Source organism: Streptomyces sp. NPDC007901, from assembly GCF_042959465.1.
In the GTDB taxonomy this organism is placed as follows: Bacteria; Actinomycetota; Actinomycetes; order Streptomycetales; family Streptomycetaceae; genus Streptomyces.
The window spans coordinates 34,458-49,919 of the sequence record NZ_JBIBKW010000018.1; the positions used below are offsets into that span (position 1 = coordinate 34,458).

General features: G+C 69.7%; 16 protein-coding genes and 1 tRNA gene. 5 read left to right on the plus strand and 12 right to left on the minus strand.

The features are described from left to right. The first annotated feature begins 5 nt into the window (after positions 1-5). Both ctaD and ACFZDK_RS40855 read left to right on the plus strand, forming a co-directional pair. A complete protein-coding gene (gene ctaD, locus ACFZDK_RS40850; protein WP_390980408.1) occupies positions 6-1,700 on the plus strand; it encodes a cytochrome c oxidase subunit I in 1,695 nt (564 codons plus the stop codon). After that, positions 1,697-2,080 (plus strand): cytochrome C oxidase subunit I, encoded by a 384-nt coding sequence (locus tag ACFZDK_RS40855; protein WP_390980410.1) that lies wholly within the window; start codon positions 1,697-1,699, stop codon positions 2,078-2,080. The genes ctaD and ACFZDK_RS40855 overlap by 4 nt, the downstream gene beginning before the upstream one ends. Before the next feature lie 28 nt (positions 2,081-2,108). On the opposite strand, the gene ACFZDK_RS40860 is transcribed toward ACFZDK_RS40855, so the two are convergent. The 6 genes from ACFZDK_RS40860 to ACFZDK_RS40885 all read right to left on the minus strand — a co-directional run bounded on the left by ACFZDK_RS40860 (position 2,109) and on the right by ACFZDK_RS40885 (position 8,519). After that, the gene (locus ACFZDK_RS40860) at positions 2,109-3,599 is read right to left on the minus strand and encodes an MFS transporter (RefSeq protein ID WP_390980412.1); all 1,491 of its coding nucleotides are present in this window, start codon (positions 3,597-3,599) and stop codon (positions 2,109-2,111) included. 60 nt (positions 3,600-3,659) lie between these two features. Next, positions 3,660-4,988, minus strand: a complete 1,329-nt coding sequence (locus ACFZDK_RS40865; RefSeq protein ID WP_390980685.1) for a DUF445 family protein — start codon at positions 4,986-4,988, stop codon at positions 3,660-3,662. A 165-nt stretch (positions 4,989-5,153) separates the two neighbouring features. Further along, entirely contained in the window at positions 5,154-5,906 is a 753-nt protein-coding gene (locus ACFZDK_RS40870) for a DUF1707 domain-containing protein (protein ID WP_390980414.1), read from the minus strand. A gap of 33 nt (positions 5,907-5,939) precedes the next feature. Continuing rightward, positions 5,940-6,953, minus strand: a complete 1,014-nt coding sequence (locus tag ACFZDK_RS40875) for an ATP-binding cassette domain-containing protein (RefSeq protein WP_390980687.1) — start codon at positions 6,951-6,953, stop codon at positions 5,940-5,942. Further along, positions 6,911-7,675, minus strand: coding sequence for an ABC-2 family transporter protein (locus ACFZDK_RS40880; protein WP_390980689.1), 765 nt, complete (start codon positions 7,673-7,675; stop codon positions 6,911-6,913). Before ACFZDK_RS40880 ends, ACFZDK_RS40875 begins: the two co-directional genes overlap by 43 nt. 43 nt (positions 7,676-7,718) lie before the next feature. Further along, a complete protein-coding gene (locus ACFZDK_RS40885) occupies positions 7,719-8,519 on the minus strand; it encodes an ABC-2 family transporter protein (RefSeq protein WP_390980416.1) in 801 nt (266 codons plus the stop codon). A 671-nt stretch (positions 8,520-9,190) separates the two neighbouring features. Here ACFZDK_RS40885 and ACFZDK_RS40890 point away from each other — a divergent pair. Then, complete coding sequence (locus tag ACFZDK_RS40890; protein WP_390980691.1) at positions 9,191-11,515, plus strand: transglycosylase domain-containing protein; 2,325 nt, start codon at positions 9,191-9,193, stop codon at positions 11,513-11,515. A gap of 143 nt (positions 11,516-11,658) precedes the next feature. On the opposite strand, the gene ACFZDK_RS40895 is transcribed toward ACFZDK_RS40890, so the two are convergent. Both ACFZDK_RS40895 and ACFZDK_RS40900 read right to left on the minus strand, forming a co-directional pair. After that, positions 11,659-11,961 (minus strand): GroES family chaperonin, encoded by a 303-nt coding sequence (locus ACFZDK_RS40895; protein ID WP_382536575.1) that lies wholly within the window; start codon positions 11,959-11,961, stop codon positions 11,659-11,661. A 73-nt stretch (positions 11,962-12,034) separates the two neighbouring features. Then, positions 12,035-12,367: a DUF3618 domain-containing protein gene (locus tag ACFZDK_RS40900; RefSeq protein WP_046730548.1), complete on the minus strand. Its 333-nt coding sequence runs from the start codon at positions 12,365-12,367 to the stop codon at positions 12,035-12,037. Positions 12,368-12,463: 96 nt separating this feature from the next. On the opposite strand from ACFZDK_RS40900, the gene bcp reads away from it, so the two are divergent. Beyond that, on the plus strand, positions 12,464-12,931 hold the full coding sequence (bcp, locus tag ACFZDK_RS40905) for a thioredoxin-dependent thiol peroxidase (RefSeq protein ID WP_390980419.1): 468 nt from the start codon (positions 12,464-12,466) through the stop codon (positions 12,929-12,931). Positions 12,932-12,970: 39 nt separating this feature from the next. Next, positions 12,971-13,057, plus strand: a tRNA-Leu gene (locus tag ACFZDK_RS40910). 36 nt (positions 13,058-13,093) lie between these two features. On the opposite strand, the gene rdgB is transcribed toward ACFZDK_RS40910, so the two are convergent. The 4 genes from rdgB to ACFZDK_RS40930 form a co-directional block, all read right to left on the minus strand. Next, entirely contained in the window at positions 13,094-13,699 is a 606-nt protein-coding gene (gene rdgB / locus ACFZDK_RS40915) for an RdgB/HAM1 family non-canonical purine NTP pyrophosphatase (protein ID WP_359215824.1), read from the minus strand. A gap of 82 nt (positions 13,700-13,781) precedes the next feature. Continuing rightward, on the minus strand, positions 13,782-14,186 hold the full coding sequence (locus ACFZDK_RS40920) for a hypothetical protein (protein ID WP_390980421.1): 405 nt from the start codon (positions 14,184-14,186) through the stop codon (positions 13,782-13,784). Positions 14,187-14,303: 117 nt separating this feature from the next. Continuing rightward, the gene (rph, locus tag ACFZDK_RS40925; RefSeq protein ID WP_390980423.1) at positions 14,304-15,044 is read right to left on the minus strand and encodes a ribonuclease PH; all 741 of its coding nucleotides are present in this window, start codon (positions 15,042-15,044) and stop codon (positions 14,304-14,306) included. Between the two features lie 77 nt (positions 15,045-15,121). Next, positions 15,122-15,355 (minus strand): glucose PTS transporter subunit EIIB, encoded by a 234-nt coding sequence (locus ACFZDK_RS40930; protein ID WP_046730543.1) that lies wholly within the window; start codon positions 15,353-15,355, stop codon positions 15,122-15,124. Positions 15,356-15,462 lie beyond the last annotated feature (107 nt).

The window sequence follows — 15,462 nt, forward strand, 5'->3', positions numbered from 1 at the left end:
CACAGGTGACCGTTCTCAACGACCCCGAGCACGCGGACGTCCCGCACTACGACAGCGAGGTTCCGCTGCGCGGCCGGCAGCCCGGCAATGTCGTGGTGAAGTGGCTGACGACCACCGACCACAAGACGATCGGCACGCTGTATCTGACCACGTCGTTCGCGTTCTTCCTGATCGGTGGCGTGATGGCGCTGCTGATGCGCGCCGAGCTGGCCCGCCCGGGGCTGCAGATCGTCTCGAACGAGCAGTTCAACCAGGCGTTCACGATGCACGGCACGGTGATGCTGCTGATGTTCGCGACGCCGCTGTTCGCGGGCTTCACCAACTGGATCATGCCGCTGCAGATCGGCGCGCCGGACGTCGCGTTCCCCCGGCTGAACATGTTCGCCTACTGGCTGTACCTGTTCGGCTCGACCATCGCGGTCGGCGGCTTCCTCACCCCGCAGGGCGCGGCGGACTTCGGCTGGTTCGCCTACTCGCCGCTGTCGGACATCGTCCGCTCGCCGGAGCTGGGCGCCGACATGTGGATCATGGGGCTTGCCTTCTCCGGCTTCGGCACCATCCTGGGCGCGGTCAACTTCATCACCACGATCATCTGCATGCGCGCGCCGGGCATGACCATGTTCCGCATGCCGATCTTCGTGTGGAACGTGCTGCTGACCGCCGTACTGGTCCTGTTCGCCTTCCCGGTCCTCGCCGCCGCGCTGTTCGCCCTGGAGGCGGACCGGAAATTCGGCGCCCATGTGTTCGACTCGGCGAACGGCGGGGCACTGCTCTGGCAGCACCTGTTCTGGTTCTTCGGCCACCCGGAGGTGTACATCATCGCGCTGCCGTTCTTCGGCATCGTGACCGAGGTGATCCCGGTCTTCTCCCGCAAGCCGATCTTCGGCTACATGGGCCTGGTGGCGGCGACCATCTCGATCGCCGGTCTGTCCGTCACCGTGTGGGCGCACCACATGTACGTCACCGGCGGTGTGCTGCTCCCCTTCTTCTCCTTCATGACGTTCCTGATCGCGGTCCCGACCGGGGTGAAGTTCTTCAACTGGATCGGCACCATGTGGAAGGGCTCGGTGTCGTTCGAGACACCGATGCTGTGGGCGACGGGCTTCCTCGTGACGTTCCTCTTCGGCGGTCTGACCGGGGTCATCCTGGCCTCGCCGCCGATGGACTTCCACGTCTCCGACTCGTACTTCGTCGTCGCCCACTTCCACTACGTGGTGTTCGGTACGGTCGTCTTCGCGATGTTCTCCGGCTTCCACTTCTGGTGGCCGAAGATGACGGGCAAGATGCTCGACGAGCGGCTCGGGAAGATCACCTTCTGGACGCTGTTCATCGGCTTCCACGGCACCTTCCTGGTCCAGCACTGGCTGGGCGCCGAGGGCATGCCGCGCCGCTACGCCGACTACCTGGCGAGCGACGGCTTCACCACCCTCAACACCATCTCGTCGATCGGTTCGTTCCTGCTCGGTCTGTCGATCCTGCCGTTCCTCTACAACGTGTGGAAGACGGCCAGGTACGGCAAGCAGGTCGTCGTCGACGACCCGTGGGGCTACGGCCGCTCCCTGGAGTGGGCGACCTCCTGCCCGCCGCCGCGCCACAACTTCGTCACCCTGCCGCGGATCCGCAGCGAGTCCCCGGCGTTCGACCTGCACCACCCCGACATCGCGATCGCCGAGGCCGAGGCCCACGGCGTCCACTCATGACCGACGCGGGACACCGAGTGGGCGACAGGCCGCAGCGGGGAGCCGACGGGGACCTCGGCAACGAGGCCGAGGGGTATCTGCTGTGGCGGGCCAGGATCGCGGAGGCCGAGCAGCGGGCGCGGGAGTTCACCGGCGCCATGGACTGGCTGACCACGTCCCAGCGCGACGAGATCGAACGCCACTACGTCGAGGACAGCCTGCGGCGCGCCCGGCAGGACCTCGAACGGGTCGCCGCCCGGTGTGTGTCCCTGCGGGGCGAGTACGAGCGGCGGTACCGCGGGCTGCGGGTGCGCTGTGTGGGCTGGGCACTGGCCGCGAGCGGGGGCGCCGCCGTCCTGGCGACGACCGTGGCGGCCGTGACCGTATCGCTGGGCCGTTGAGCGACGAGGTCGCCGGGGTCGCCGGGGCTTACGCGGAAGCGTCCGGGGCGGCCGTCAGCGGGCGGGCGATCTCCTCCAGCGGGCGGCGCTCCGCGTTCACCGCCAGCGCCGCCGCCACCAGGCCCGCCGCGCACATCAGTCCCGCGCCGATCTGGAACGCCAGCACGGTGTCGCCCACCTTCCCCGTCCCCGTCAGGTCGGCGAAGAGCAGCGGGCCGCTGATGCCGCCCGCCGCCGTGCCCAGGGCGTAGAAGAAGGCGATCGACATCGCCCTGGTCTCCATCGGGAAGATCTCGGAGACCGTCAGGTAGGCGCTGGACGCTCCCGCCGACGCGAAGAAGAGGACCGCGCACCAGCACGCCGTCAGCGTTCCCGCCGTCAGCACACCCCGGCCGAACAGCCAGGCCGTGACGAACAGCAGCAGGCCCGAGAGCAGGTACGTCGACGAGATCATCACCCGTCGGCCGACCGTGTCGAACAGCTTGCCCAGGAGCAGCGGGCCGAGGAAGTTGCCCACGGCGATGACGACGAAGTAGTAGCCGGTGTCGCCCGTCGGCACGTCGAAGAACCTGGTCAGGATCGCGCCGAAGCCGAAGGTGATCGCGTTGTAGAGGAACGCCTGGCCGAGGAAGAGGGAGAAGCCGAGGACGGCCCGGCGGCGGTAGTCGTGGAAGACCGTGCGGGCGATCTCGACGAAGGTGACGCTCCTGCGCTGGTGGATCACCAGTTCGCCGGCCGGTTCGGGGAGCGGGGCCCCCTTCTCGGCCGCCACCTGGCGTTCGACGGCGGAGACGATCTCCTCGGCCTCCCGCTCCCTGCCGTGGATCAGCAGCCAGCGCGGGCTCTCCGGGATGTTCCGCCGTACCAGCAGGATGACCAGGCCGAGGACGACGCCCAGCGCGAAGGTCAGCCGCCAGCCGACGTCCATGGGCAGGAGGTCCGTGTTCAGCGCCACGATCGAGAGCAGTGAGCCGCCGATCGCGCCCACCCAGAAGCTGCCGTTGATGACGAGGTCGACGCGGCCCCGGTAGTAGGCCGGGATCAGCTCGTCGATCGCCGAGTTGATCGCCGCGTACTCGCCGCCGATGCCGAAGCCGGTCAGGAAGCGGAAGGTGAAGAACCACCAGGGGGCGAAGGAGAGGGAGGTCAGGGCGGTGGCGGCCAGATAGACCGCCAGGGTGATCATGAAGAGCTTCTTGCGGCCGTAGCGGTCGGTGAGGCGGCCCCAGAAGAGGGCACCGACGCAGGCGCCGGCCACGTAGAGGGCGGCGGCCGTGCCGGTGACCTGGCCGGAGGAGATCGGGAGTCCGCTGCCCGGTTCGGAGAGGCGGCTCGCGATGTTGCCGACGACCGTGACCTCCAGGCCGTCCAGGATCCAGACGGTGCCCAGGCCGATGACGATCGTCCAGTGCCAGCGGGACCAGGGGAGCCGGTCCAGGCGGGCCGGGATGCGGGTGGTGATCGTACGGCCGTCACCCGCCACGCCTGTGCCCGCGCCCGCAGCCGAACCCGCACCCATCGCGCCTCCTCGACCGGGAAAGGACCCGAAACCCCGGCCGGGCGCCCCGCCGCGGGCGCGCTATGCGCCCAGCGCCCGCGACACCGTGAAGATCAGCACTCCGGCCAGCGACCCCACCACCGTGCCATTGATCCGGATGAACTGCAGGTCGCGGCCGATGTGCGCCTCGATCTTCCGGGTGGTGTGCTCCGCGTCCCAGCCGGCCACCGTGTCGGTGATCAGCGAGGTGATCTCCTTGCGGTACGTCGTCACGACGTGCACGGCCGCGCCCTCGACCCAGCTGTCGACCTTGTCCTGGACCTTGGGCTCGGTGGCCATCCGGGCGCCCAGCGACATCAGCGAGGCACGCACCCGCAGCCGCAGTTCGCTGCGCTCGTCCTCGGCCGCCGAGACGATCATGGACCGTACGGCCGTCCAGGCGGACGCGATCAGGTCCTGCACCTCGCCGCGGCCCAGGACCTCGCCCTTGAGACGTTCGACGCGGGCGCGGGTGTCGGTGTCGGACTGGAGGTCGTTGGCGAAGTCCGTGAGGAAGCGGTCCAGGGCGCCGCGCGCCGGGTGGGACGGCATGTCGCGCATCTCGGCGCAGAAGCGGAGCAGCTCCTTGTAGACCCGCTCGCCCACCTTGCGGTCGACGAACCGGGGGGTCCAGCCGGGGGCGCCGCCCTGGACGGCGTCCATCACGGAGTCGGCGTGCAGCACCAGCCAGTCGTGCGCGCGGGTGACGACCAGGTCCACGACCCGCTTGTGGCCGCCGTCGGCGACGACCCGCTCCAGCATCTTGCCGATGCCGGGGGCGATCTCCTGGGCGTCGGCCCGGCGGGTGATCGCCTCGCCGACCACGGCCTGCACGTCGGAGTCGCGCAGCACGGTGAGCGCGCCGCGGAGCGCTGTCGCGAGCTCGGCCGTGACCCGGTCGGCGTTCTTCGGCTCCGCCAGCCAGGCGCCGAGGCGGCTGCCGATGCCTACGGCGCGCAGCCGCTGTCGTACGACGTCCTGGGAGAGGAAGTTCTCGCCGACGAACTCACCCAGCGACACACCCAGCTGGTCCTTCTTCGTCGGGATGATCGCGGTGTGCGGGATCGGCAGGCCGAGGGGGTGGCGGAAGAGGGCGGTCACCGCGAACCAGTCGGCCAGCGCGCCGACCATGCCGGCCTCGGCGGCGGCGGCCACGTAGTCCGCCCAGGAGCCGGCGCCGGGGCTCGACGCCCACTTGGCCAGGACGTACACGAGGGCGACGAGCAGCAGCAGGCCGGTCGCGGTGCGCTTCATGCGGCGTACGCCGCGCTGGCGCTCCTCGTCGGCGGGTGTGAAGGCGTTCATGGACTTGTAGGAGGGGGTGGCGGCCGCACGGCCCTCCCGCTCCGTGGTTTCCGTACGTTCCGCCATCTGCTCCACCCGTTCGCCGCCGGTCACACCCTTATTGTCCCTTCCTGACCTACTCCCGGAACGGAGCAAGAGTTCCCACCGACGCACACCTCGGCCGTGACGGTGGATTTCGGCGGTGCCGGGCCGGGCGGTGGGTGGCTGCGGGGCGGCTGTCCTGCACGGCGTTCAGTAGTCGCCGTGCCTGCGGCGGTCTCGTTCCTCGCGGCGTTCCTGGCGCCATTCGTGGCGGGCGGCGTGGAGTTCGTGGCGGGCGGATTTGCGGTCGAGTTGTTGTTGGCGGCGTTCTTCCTTGAGGCGCTGGCGTTCGGCTTTGGTGACCTTGTGCTGGACCTCGACGCCGCCCCAGAAGGCGAAGCCGGTGACGATCACGCGTGGGGCGCCCGGGTCGGGGGACGCGTCGTGGTCGCGTTCGTCGAAGCCGCCCATGATGCCGATGCCGCGCATCACGACCTCGATGCCCGGCGGCACGATCACGCTCATCCCGCCCATGATCGCTATGCAGTTGATCACGACCTCGCCGTCCGCGAAGTTCGCCTCGCGCAGGTCGATCTCGCCGCCGCCCCAGAACGCGAAGCTGGTGAACCGCTTCGGCACCGTCCAGCGGCCCTTGCGCTGGAAGCCGGACATCACCGCGACCGCCCAGGAGGACGAACCCTCGCCGCCGACGATCCGGCCCGCCCAACTCCCGCTCACGGCGGGGGGCTTGCTCAGCGACACCACGGCCGGGGCGCCCGCTGCGGGCAGGTCGCGGGTGATGGGCGTCAGCTCGCCGTACGTACGGGCCTTGTACGTCGCCTCCAGCCGCTCCTCGAACTCCTCCATGTCGAGCCGGCCCTCCGCGAGGGCGTCCCTGAGGACCTCGGCGACTCGTTCACGATCGGCGTCGGAGGCGCGCAGCTCCGGAGCATCGTCGGTCATAGAGAGCAGCGTACGAGTTCCCGGCGACGGGGACTATGCGGTGGTGCGGTCCACGTACATTTTCGCGATCACCGTCTCGATGTCCGGCTCGCGGACCGACAGATCGGCCAGTGGGTACTCCGCCGCGATCCGGGCCACCAGCGGCGCCGCCGAGTCCGTCGCCGGGAACGCGAGCCACTGCCGGGGGCCCTCCACCTTCACCACCCGCGCCGACGGGCCGGCGTCGATGGGCGGGAGCTCCCGTTCCAGGTCCACCACCAGGGTGCGTTCGCTCTCGCCCGCCTCGTGCAGGCCGGCGAGCGGGCCGTCGTACATCAGCCGGCCGTGGTCGATGACCATGACCCGGGAGCACAGCTGCTCGATGTCCTGGAGGTCGTGGGTGGTGAGCAGGACCGTGGTGCCGCGTTCGGTGTTCAACTCCCGGAGGAAGTCGCGGACCTTGGCCTTGGAGATGACGTCCAGGCCGATCGTCGGCTCGTCCAGGTAGAGGACGTCCGGGTCGTGGAGGAGCGCCGCCACGATGTCGCCGCGCATCCGCTGGCCGAGGGAGAGCTGCCGTACCGGGACGTCCAACAGCGTCTCCAGGTCGAGCAGTTCGACCAGGCGGTCGAGGTTCTCGTGGTAACGGGCGTCGGGGATGCGGTACATGCGGTGCATCAGGCGGTAGGAGTCGATCAGGGGGAGGTCCCACCAGAGGGTGGTGCGCTGGCCGAAGACGACCCCTATGCGGTGGGCCAGTTTGGTGCGTTCGCGGGACGGGTCGATGCCGGCGACGCGCAGGCGGCCGCCGGACGGGGTGAGGATGCCCGTCAGCATCTTGATGGTGGTGGACTTCCCGGCGCCGTTCGGGCCGATGTAGCCGACCATCTCGCCGCGCGCCACCGTGAAGGAGAGCACGTCGACCGCCCGGACCTGGCGGCGCTCCCGTTTCAGGAATCCGGTCTTCTTGCGGACCTCGAAGACCTTCTCGACCTCGTCGACCTCGATGAACACACTCGACACGCTCAACTCCCGGTACTCCGATACGACCTGAGACCCGCCCGCCAGGCCACCCCGGCCAGCACGCAGCACACCAGCGCCACCAGCGGCGACGCGAACGCCGTCCACTCCGGGAGCCGCAGCGGGTACGGCCGCCCCAGGACATAGGCGGCCGGCACCCAGTTGACGAAGGCCAGCGGCAGCATGAACGTCACCCCGCGCACGAAGTCCCTGCCGAAGACCGTCGGCGGGTACTGGAGCAGCGTCGTACCGCCGTAGGTGAACGCGTTCTGCACCTCGGCCGCGTCCTGCGCCAGGAACTGGAAGGCCGCGCCCGCCACGAACAGCGCGCAGAAGATCGCCGCGCCGGCGGCCAGGGCGAGCGGGATCAGCAGCGCCTTCGCCGGGGTCCAGTGGACGTCGACGGAGAGCAGCGCCCAGGCCAGGACCACCACGCCCTGGCTGATGCGGCCCAGGCGGCGCAGCGCGAAGCGGTCGGCGCCGATCTGGGCGAGCACCGGGGCCGGCCGGACCAGCAGCGTGTCGAAGGAGCCGTCGCGGATCCGGCCGCCCAGCACGTCCATCGAGCCGAGCACGAGATCGGCGACACCGAACGAGGTCGCGGACAGGCCGTACAGGAGGGCGACCTCGGGCAGCGACCAGCCGCCGAGCGAGTCGACCCGCGAGAACATCAGCAGGATCGTCGCGAAGTCCAGGCCGGTCACCACCAGGTTCCCGGCCATCGTGAGGGCGAAGGAGGTGCGGTAGATCATCGTGGAGCGGATCCACATCGCGGCGATCAGCCGGTACGCCCGCAGCCCGTCCCGGGCACGCTCACCCACCCTGCACCACCACCCGCCGGGTCGCGGCCGTCTGCAGCAGCCGGCCCGCCGCCAGCAGCGCCACCGCCCACGCGCCCTGGAAGACGTATGCCCCCAGCGGGGCGGTCTCGCCCATCAGCACGTCCGCCGGCAGCTGGATCAGCGCCGCCCACGGCAGGACCCGTACGACCTCGCCGAGGCCGCCCGGGAAGACGTTCAGCGGCAGGGTCATGCCGGAGAAGAAGATCCCCGTGATCGCCAGGGCCTGGCTGACGCCCATGCCGTCCATGAGCCAGAACACACTCAGCGCGACCAGGTAGCGGATGCCGAAGCTGACCAGCGTCGCCAGGAGCAGCGCGACCAGGAAGGCGGCCCAGGTGGCGGCGTCCGTCGGCAGGGCCATCGGGAAGAACACCGCGCCGAACACGAACGGGATCACGCCCCGTCCCAGCATCTGGAACAGCGACCGGCCCAAGTCGATCGACAGCCACCACAGTTGAAGATCGGCCGGACGGTACAGGTCGATCGCGATCTCACCCGTGCGGATACGCTCCATCAGGTCTTTTTCCGCGCCCCCGCCCTGGATCGCGAGCGTCGCGTACAGGCACTGTCCGAGCCACACATAGGTGACCGCCTGTGCCTGGTCATAGCCTCCGAGGTGCGGTTTCTCGTCCCACAGCGCCAAGTACGTGTAGACGAGGATGATCCCGAAGGCCGTGTTGGTGAACACTCCGGCCGCGGTGGCCGCCCGATACGTCGCGTACCGTCGGAAACCCCCCGCTGCGACGGCCGTGTACAACCGTCCCGCGCCCACGCCAACCGACCTCCCGGACCGCCCGACACCGAAGCGCAGGAGCCTACTGCGCCGACGACATCGCAGGCCACGCAATTTCCGTGACCGAAGCGTGCCGGAATCCGGGAACGGAACGCGTGGTGCGAGAGTCTTCAACTGGGGGCGCAGAAGCGTACGAGGTCGTACGGGAACGAACGTACGACGCGAAACAGGAGTCCGTGCACGACATGAGCGACGAGCCGCAGCCGCAACAGCCGAACCAGGGCGGCGGAGGCCCGACGGAGCCGCCGGCCGCGGCCGTGGCCGAGGAGAAGCAGACCCCACCGCAGCCGGTGGCCGAGGCGAAGGAGCCGGAGGAGGCGAAGGAACCGCAGGAGCCGAAGCCTTCCGCGGCGGGTGAGAAGACGATCGCACCGCCTCGGGCGGCGGCCGAGGACACCCAGACCCGGCAGCTCACGGCGATCACGGTGCCGAAGGCCCGGTCGGCCGCGGCGGCCGACGAAATGCGGAACCCGCAGGACAGACGGGACCAGCAGGACAGGCAGGACGCGCAGGACGCGCAGACACGGCAACTCGCGGCGATCAGGGCGCCGAGGACACCGGCGCCCGCCGCGGTCACGGCGTCCGCGGCGGAGCCCTACCCGGTGGAGCCGCCCGCGGCCGGCGTGGAGACGACGGGGGGCGAGAAGAAGATGAAGCGGCCCAAGCGGACCGGATGGCGGCGGATCATCCCGACCTGGCGCATGGTGCTCGGCACCTTCGTGCTCGGCGTACTGCTGCTGATCGGCCTGTTCTTCCTCGGCTACTCGATGGTGAAGATCCCGGCGGCCAACGCGTTCGCCACTAAGCAGTCCAACGTGTACCTGTACGCCGACGGCTCCCAGCTCGCCCGCGACGGCGAGGTCAACCGGGAGAACGTGACCCTCGCCCAGGTCTCCAAGGACGCCCAGCACGCCGTGCTCGCCGCGGAGGACCGCGAGTTCTACACCGAGTCCGCCGTCGACCCCAAGGCGATGCTGCGGGCCGGCTGGAACACCGCGACCGGCAAGGGCACCCAGTCCGGCTCGACGATCACCCAGCAGTACGTGAAGAACTACTACCTGGCGCAGGAGCAGACCGTCACCCGCAAGGTGAAGGAGTTCTTCATCGCGATCAAGCTGGACCGCACGGAGTCCAAGGACCAGATCCTGGAGGGCTACCTCAACACCAGCTACTTCGGCCGCAACGCGTACGGCATCCAGGCCGCCGCCCAGGCCTACTACGGCAAGGACGCCGCCGACCTGGACCCGGCCCGCGCCGCCTATCTCGCCGCGCTGGTCAACGCGCCGAGCGAGTACGACGTCGTCGCCCACCCGGAGAACAAGGCGGCGGCCGTCGCCCGCTGGAACTACGTCCTGGACGGCATGGTCAAGAAGGGCTGGCTGAGCGAGTCCAAGCGAGCCGGCATGAAGTTCCCGATGCCCAAGGAGCAGACCGCCTCCACCGGGATGTCGGGGCAGCGCGGCTACCTCGTCGAGGCCGTCAAGAGCTACCTGATCAAGAACAAGATCGTCGACGCCGACTCGCTGGAGGCCGGCGGCTACCGCATCACGACCACCATCGAGAAGAGCAAGCAGGACGCCTTCGTGAAGGCGGTCGACGACAAGCTGATGTCCAAGCTGGACAAGAAGAACAACAAGGCCGACAACTACGTGCGTGCCGGTGGCGCCTCGGTCGACCCGAAGACCGGCAAGGTCGTCGCCATGTACGGCGGCATCGACTACGTGAAGCAGTACACCAACGGCGCGACCCGCGGTGACTTCCAGGTCGGCTCCACCTTCAAGCCGTTCGTGTTCGCCTCCGCCGTCGACAACGACTCCACCACCCAGTCCGGTCAGACCATCACCCCGAACACCTACTACGACGGCACCAACAAGCGGGCCGTGCAGGGCTGGTCCGGCGGTAGCTACGCGCCGGAGAACGAGGACGAGAAGTCGTACGGCCAGATCACCGTCCGCAAGGCCACCGACCTGTCGGTGAACTCGGTGTACGCGCAGATGGCGGTCGACGTCGGCCCGTCCAAGGTCAAGCAGACCGCGATCGGCCTGGGCCTGCCCTCCGACACCCCGGACCTGCAGCCGTACCCGTCCATCGCCCTCGGTACCGCGACCGCCAGCGTCCTGGACATGGCGGAGGCGTACGCCACGCTCGCCAACCACGGCAAGCACGGCACGTACACGCTCGTCGACAAGATCACCAAGGACGGCACGGAGGAGATCAAGCTCCCGGAGTCCACGGTCAAGCAGGCGGTCAGCAGGCAGGCCGCCGACACCACCACCTCGATCCTGCAGAGCGTGGTCGAGAACGGCACCGCCACCGCCGCGCAGGCCGCGGGCCGGCCGGCGGCCGGCAAGACCGGCACCGCCGAGGAGGACACCGCCGCCTGGTTCGCGGGCTACACCCCCGACCTGGCCACCGTGGTCTCCGTGATGGGCCAGGACCCGGTCACGGCGAAGCACATGCCGCTGTACGGCGCCCTCGGTCTCGCCCGTATCAACGGCGGCGGGGCCCCGACCGAGATCTGGTCGCAGTACACCAAGGACGCCCTGGAGGGCACCACGGCCTCGACCTTCGACCTGGACCTCCAGGCGGGTGCCGAGACCCAGGCCCCGGCCACCCAGGCCCCGGCGACCCCGGGCACCGGCGGCCAGGACAACGGCGGCACCACCGGCGAGAACCAGGACAACGGCGGCACCACCGACGGCGGCCAGGACAACGGGGGCACCACCGACGGCGGCACGACGGACGGCTCCACCACCGACGGCTCCACCACGTCCGGTACGACGACCTCCGGCACCGACTCCGGTACGACGAGTTCGGGCACCACGAGCGGGACGACCAGTTCGGGCACCGATTCGGGCACGTCCACCGGCACCACCACCGACGGCACCAGTACGGGTACGACGAGCGGGACCTCCGACGCCGGCACCACGACCGGGACGACAGCAGGGGACGACGGAGGATTCGGATTCCAGTAGCGGCGACCAGCAGCAGGCACACGAAGAAGATCCGGGCGGCGGTGGCCGGCTCCCCGAGCACCGCCATTCCGAGAGGCTCGCTGGCCGAGAAAACACAAAAAGGCCTGGTGACCGCAGTCACCAGGCCCTTCTCGGCCTCTGAATCAGAGATACAGGCCGGTCGAGTCCTCCGAGCCCTCGAACCGGTCGGCGGCCACCGCGTGCAGATCGCGCTCCCGCATCAGCACATACGCCACCCCCCGTACCTCGACCTCGGCACGGTCCTCCGGGTCGTACAGCACCCGGTCGCCGGGCTCCACCGTCCGCACGTTCTGCCCGACCGCGACCACCTCGGCCCAGGCCAGCCGCCGGCCGACCGCCGCCGTGGCCGGGATCAGGATCCCGCCGCCGGAACGCCGCTCGCCCTCGCCGGTTTCCTGCTTGACCAGGACCCGGTCGTGCAGCATGCGGATGGGCAGCTTGTCGTGTTGGGTGTCGTTTCTGTTGGCGCTCACGCCTGTGAACCTACCCTGCCTCTGGTCAGCTCTTACGCCGCCGGGTACCGCTGAAGACCAGCAGCCCGACCACGCCCACGGCGACGAGGGCGACCGGCACCACACGCTCCAGCCGCGGCGCGCCCTCCTCGTCCACGAACTGCGCCTTCACGTCGCTCACGACCCGGTTGACCTGGACATAGGCCCTCCCGAGCGTGTGATCGACGTTGGCCGCGACCTTGGCCTTCGCATCGCCGACGATGGTCTTCGGATGCACCCGCACCCCGATCTCGTCCAGCGTCTCGGCCAGCACGTCGCGGCGGCGCTTGATGTCCGCCTCGATCTGCGCCGGGGTTCTGGTGTCCGACGTCTCCGCCACCGTAGGCCCTCCGAAGTCTGCCGTACTGCCTGTTCTGGACAGTCTGTCAGTTCTTGCCACCGCCGCCATGCCAGGACCCCCCGTTACGCTAGACCGATGAGCGAGCGACTCCAGCCCGGGGACGTGGCCCCCGACTTCACCCTCTCCGACGCCGACGGCAACGAGGTGTCCCTCTCGGCCCACAAGGGCCGCAAGGTCATCGTCTACTTCTACCCGGCCGCACTCACGCCGGGCTGCACGAAGCAGGCGTGCGACTTCACGGACAACCTCGACCTGCTGGCGGGTGCGGGCTACGACGTCATCGGCATCTCCCCCGACGCCCCCGAGAAACTGGGCAAGTTCCGCGAGAAGGAGAACCTCAGGGTCACCCTGCTCGCGGACCCCGACAAGAAGGTCCTCGACGCGTACGGCGCGTTCGGCGAGAAGATGAACTACGGCAAGACCTACCTGGGCGTCATCCGCTCCACGGTCGTCGTGGACGAGGAGGGCAAGGTGGAGCGCGCCCTCTACAACGTCCGCGCCACCGGCCACGTGGCCAAGATCATCAAGGATCTGGGCATCTGACCCGACTGCCCGGCCGCTAGCATGGCCGGGCAGCACCGCGCGGCCGTGGTGGAATTGGCAGTCACGCTGGGTTTAGGTCCCAGTGGGGTAACTCCCGTGAGGGTTCGAGTCCCTCCGGCCGCACCACTCTCCAGACGCCCGGCTCTCCAGACGCCCGGCTCTCTAGGCGCCGAGCAGCTCGCGCACCACCGGCACCAGTGCCCGGAACGCCTTGCCCCGGTGGCTGATCGCGTTCTTCTCGGCCGGGGTCAGCTCGGCGCACGTCCGGCTCTCCCCCTCCGGCTGGAGGATCGGGTCGTAGCCGAAGCCGTTCGTGCCGGACGGGGTGTGCCGCAGCACGCCCCGCAGTTGGCCCTCCACCACACGCTCCGTGCCGTCGGGCAGCGCCAGGGCCGCCGCGCAGGCGAAGTGGGCGGCGCGGTGTCCGTCGGCGATGTCGGAGAGCTGGGCGAGGAGCAGGTCCAGGTTGGCCCGGTCGTCGCCGTGGCGGCCGGCCCAGCGGGCGGAGAAGATGCCGGGGGCGCCGCCGAGGACGTCCACGCAGAGGCCCGAGTCGTCGGCGACGGCCGGGAGACCGGTGGCCTGTGCGAGGGCGTGGGCCTTGAGGAGCGCGTTCTCGGCGAAGGTGACGCCCGTTTCCTTGACGTCGGGGATGTCGGGGTAGGCGTCCGCGCCGACCAGTTCGTGGGGCAGCCCGGCCCCGGCGAGGATCGCGTGCAGTTCGGTGATCTTCCCGGCGTTGCGGGTGGCGAGGATCAGGCGGGTCATGGGGACCAGTATCCCGGCAGTGCCGGGGCCCCCGCGCCGGGTCCCGTCGGAGAGGGGGGCGGCGCGGGGGTCGGCACTGGAGCTACGGCTTGCAGACCTTCGTCAGTTCCCCGGCCGCGTCCGTGACCCCGCTGATGTCAGGGGTGTCGTCGCCGTTCCGGACGGCGGTCCGGACGTTGGTCAGGGCCTCGCGCATGTCCTGGGTCGCCTTGTCCAGGTCGGCGTTGTCCGTCTTGCTGTCGATCTTGTCGAGGTCGTTGCCGATGGACGTGATGGCGTCGTCGATCTGTGTCGGGTCGTTCGACGCGTTCTCCACGGCCTGCTGGAGGCGGGTGACGCTGTCGGCGACGGTGTCGGCGGTCTGGACGCAGTCCAGGGCCTTGTCGACCGCGTCGCAGCCGCTGAGCAGGACCGCGGTGAGTGCGGTGGTCGCGGCCACGGCGGCGATGGCGGTGTGACGACGGCCTCGGCGTCGGCTGGCGGCCATGATGGTGTTCCTCCCCGTTGTCAGACTGGCCGGGCGCACGGTTGTACACGCCGTGCGCCCGTACCCATACGGACGCGGGGCCGGCCGCCCGGGTTGCCTCGGCTTTTTTGGTTCCCTTTACTTTTCCGCGGCGGCGGTCCCCAGGGCCGCGCGCTGGATGGCGGCGAGGTCGGTGCAGCCGTTCACCGCGAGGTCGAGCAGGGCGTTGAGTTCGTCGCGGGCGAAGGGCTCGGCCTCGGCGGTGCCCTGGACCTCGACGAAGCGGCCGTCGCCGGTACAGACGACGTTCATGTCGGTGTCGGCCTTGACGTCCTCCTCGTAGCAGAGGTCGAGGAGCGGGACGCCGCCCACGATGCCGACGGAGACGGCGGAGACGGTGCCGGTCAGGGGCTGGCGGCCGGCCCTGATGAGCTTGCGCTCCTTCGCCCAGGTGACGGCGTCGGCGAGGGCGACGTACGCGCCGGTGATGGCGGCGGTGCGGGTGCCGCCGTCGGCCTGCAGGACGTCGCAGTCGAGGACGATGGTGTTCTCGCCGAGAGCCTTGTAGTCGATGACGGCGCGCAGCGAGCGGCCGATCAGGCGGGAGATCTCGTGGGTGCGGCCGCCGATCTTGCCCTTGACGGACTCGCGGTCGCCGCGGGTGTTGGTGGCGCGCGGGAGCATGGCGTACTCCGCGGTGACCCAGCCCTCGCCGCTGCCCTTGCGCCAGCGCGGGACGCCTTCGGTGACGGAGGCGGTGCAGAAGACCTTGGTGTCGCCGAAGGAGACGAGGACGGAGCCCTCGGCGTGCTTGCTCCAGCCGCGTTCGATGGTGACCGGGCGGAGTTGTTCGGGGGTGCGGCCGTCGATTCGAGACATGGCCATGAGCCTATCCATAGCGACGCGAGGGGCTCCTCCCCAGGAGGGAGAAGCCCCTTGCCGGTGTGCCCGAGGGCTCACATCATGTCTTCGATCTCCGCGGCGATCGGGTCGGCGTCGGTGCCGATGACGACCTGGATGGCGGTGCCCATCTTGACGACGCCGTGGGCGCCGGCGGCCTTCAGGGCGGCGTCGTCGACCAGCGAGGCGTCGTGCACCTCGGTGCGCAGCCGGGTGATGCAGCCCTCGATCTCGTCGATGTTGTCGATTCCGCCGAGGCCGGCGACGATCTTCTCAGCCTTGCTGGCCATGTTCCTTCTCCCTGATCCGAACCGCTTTGTCGCAGTAACCCACAGTTGGCCCAACTTTGCGAGCGGTCGTGCCGCGTGTGCCGAATGATGGCGAGCACCGCGGCGGA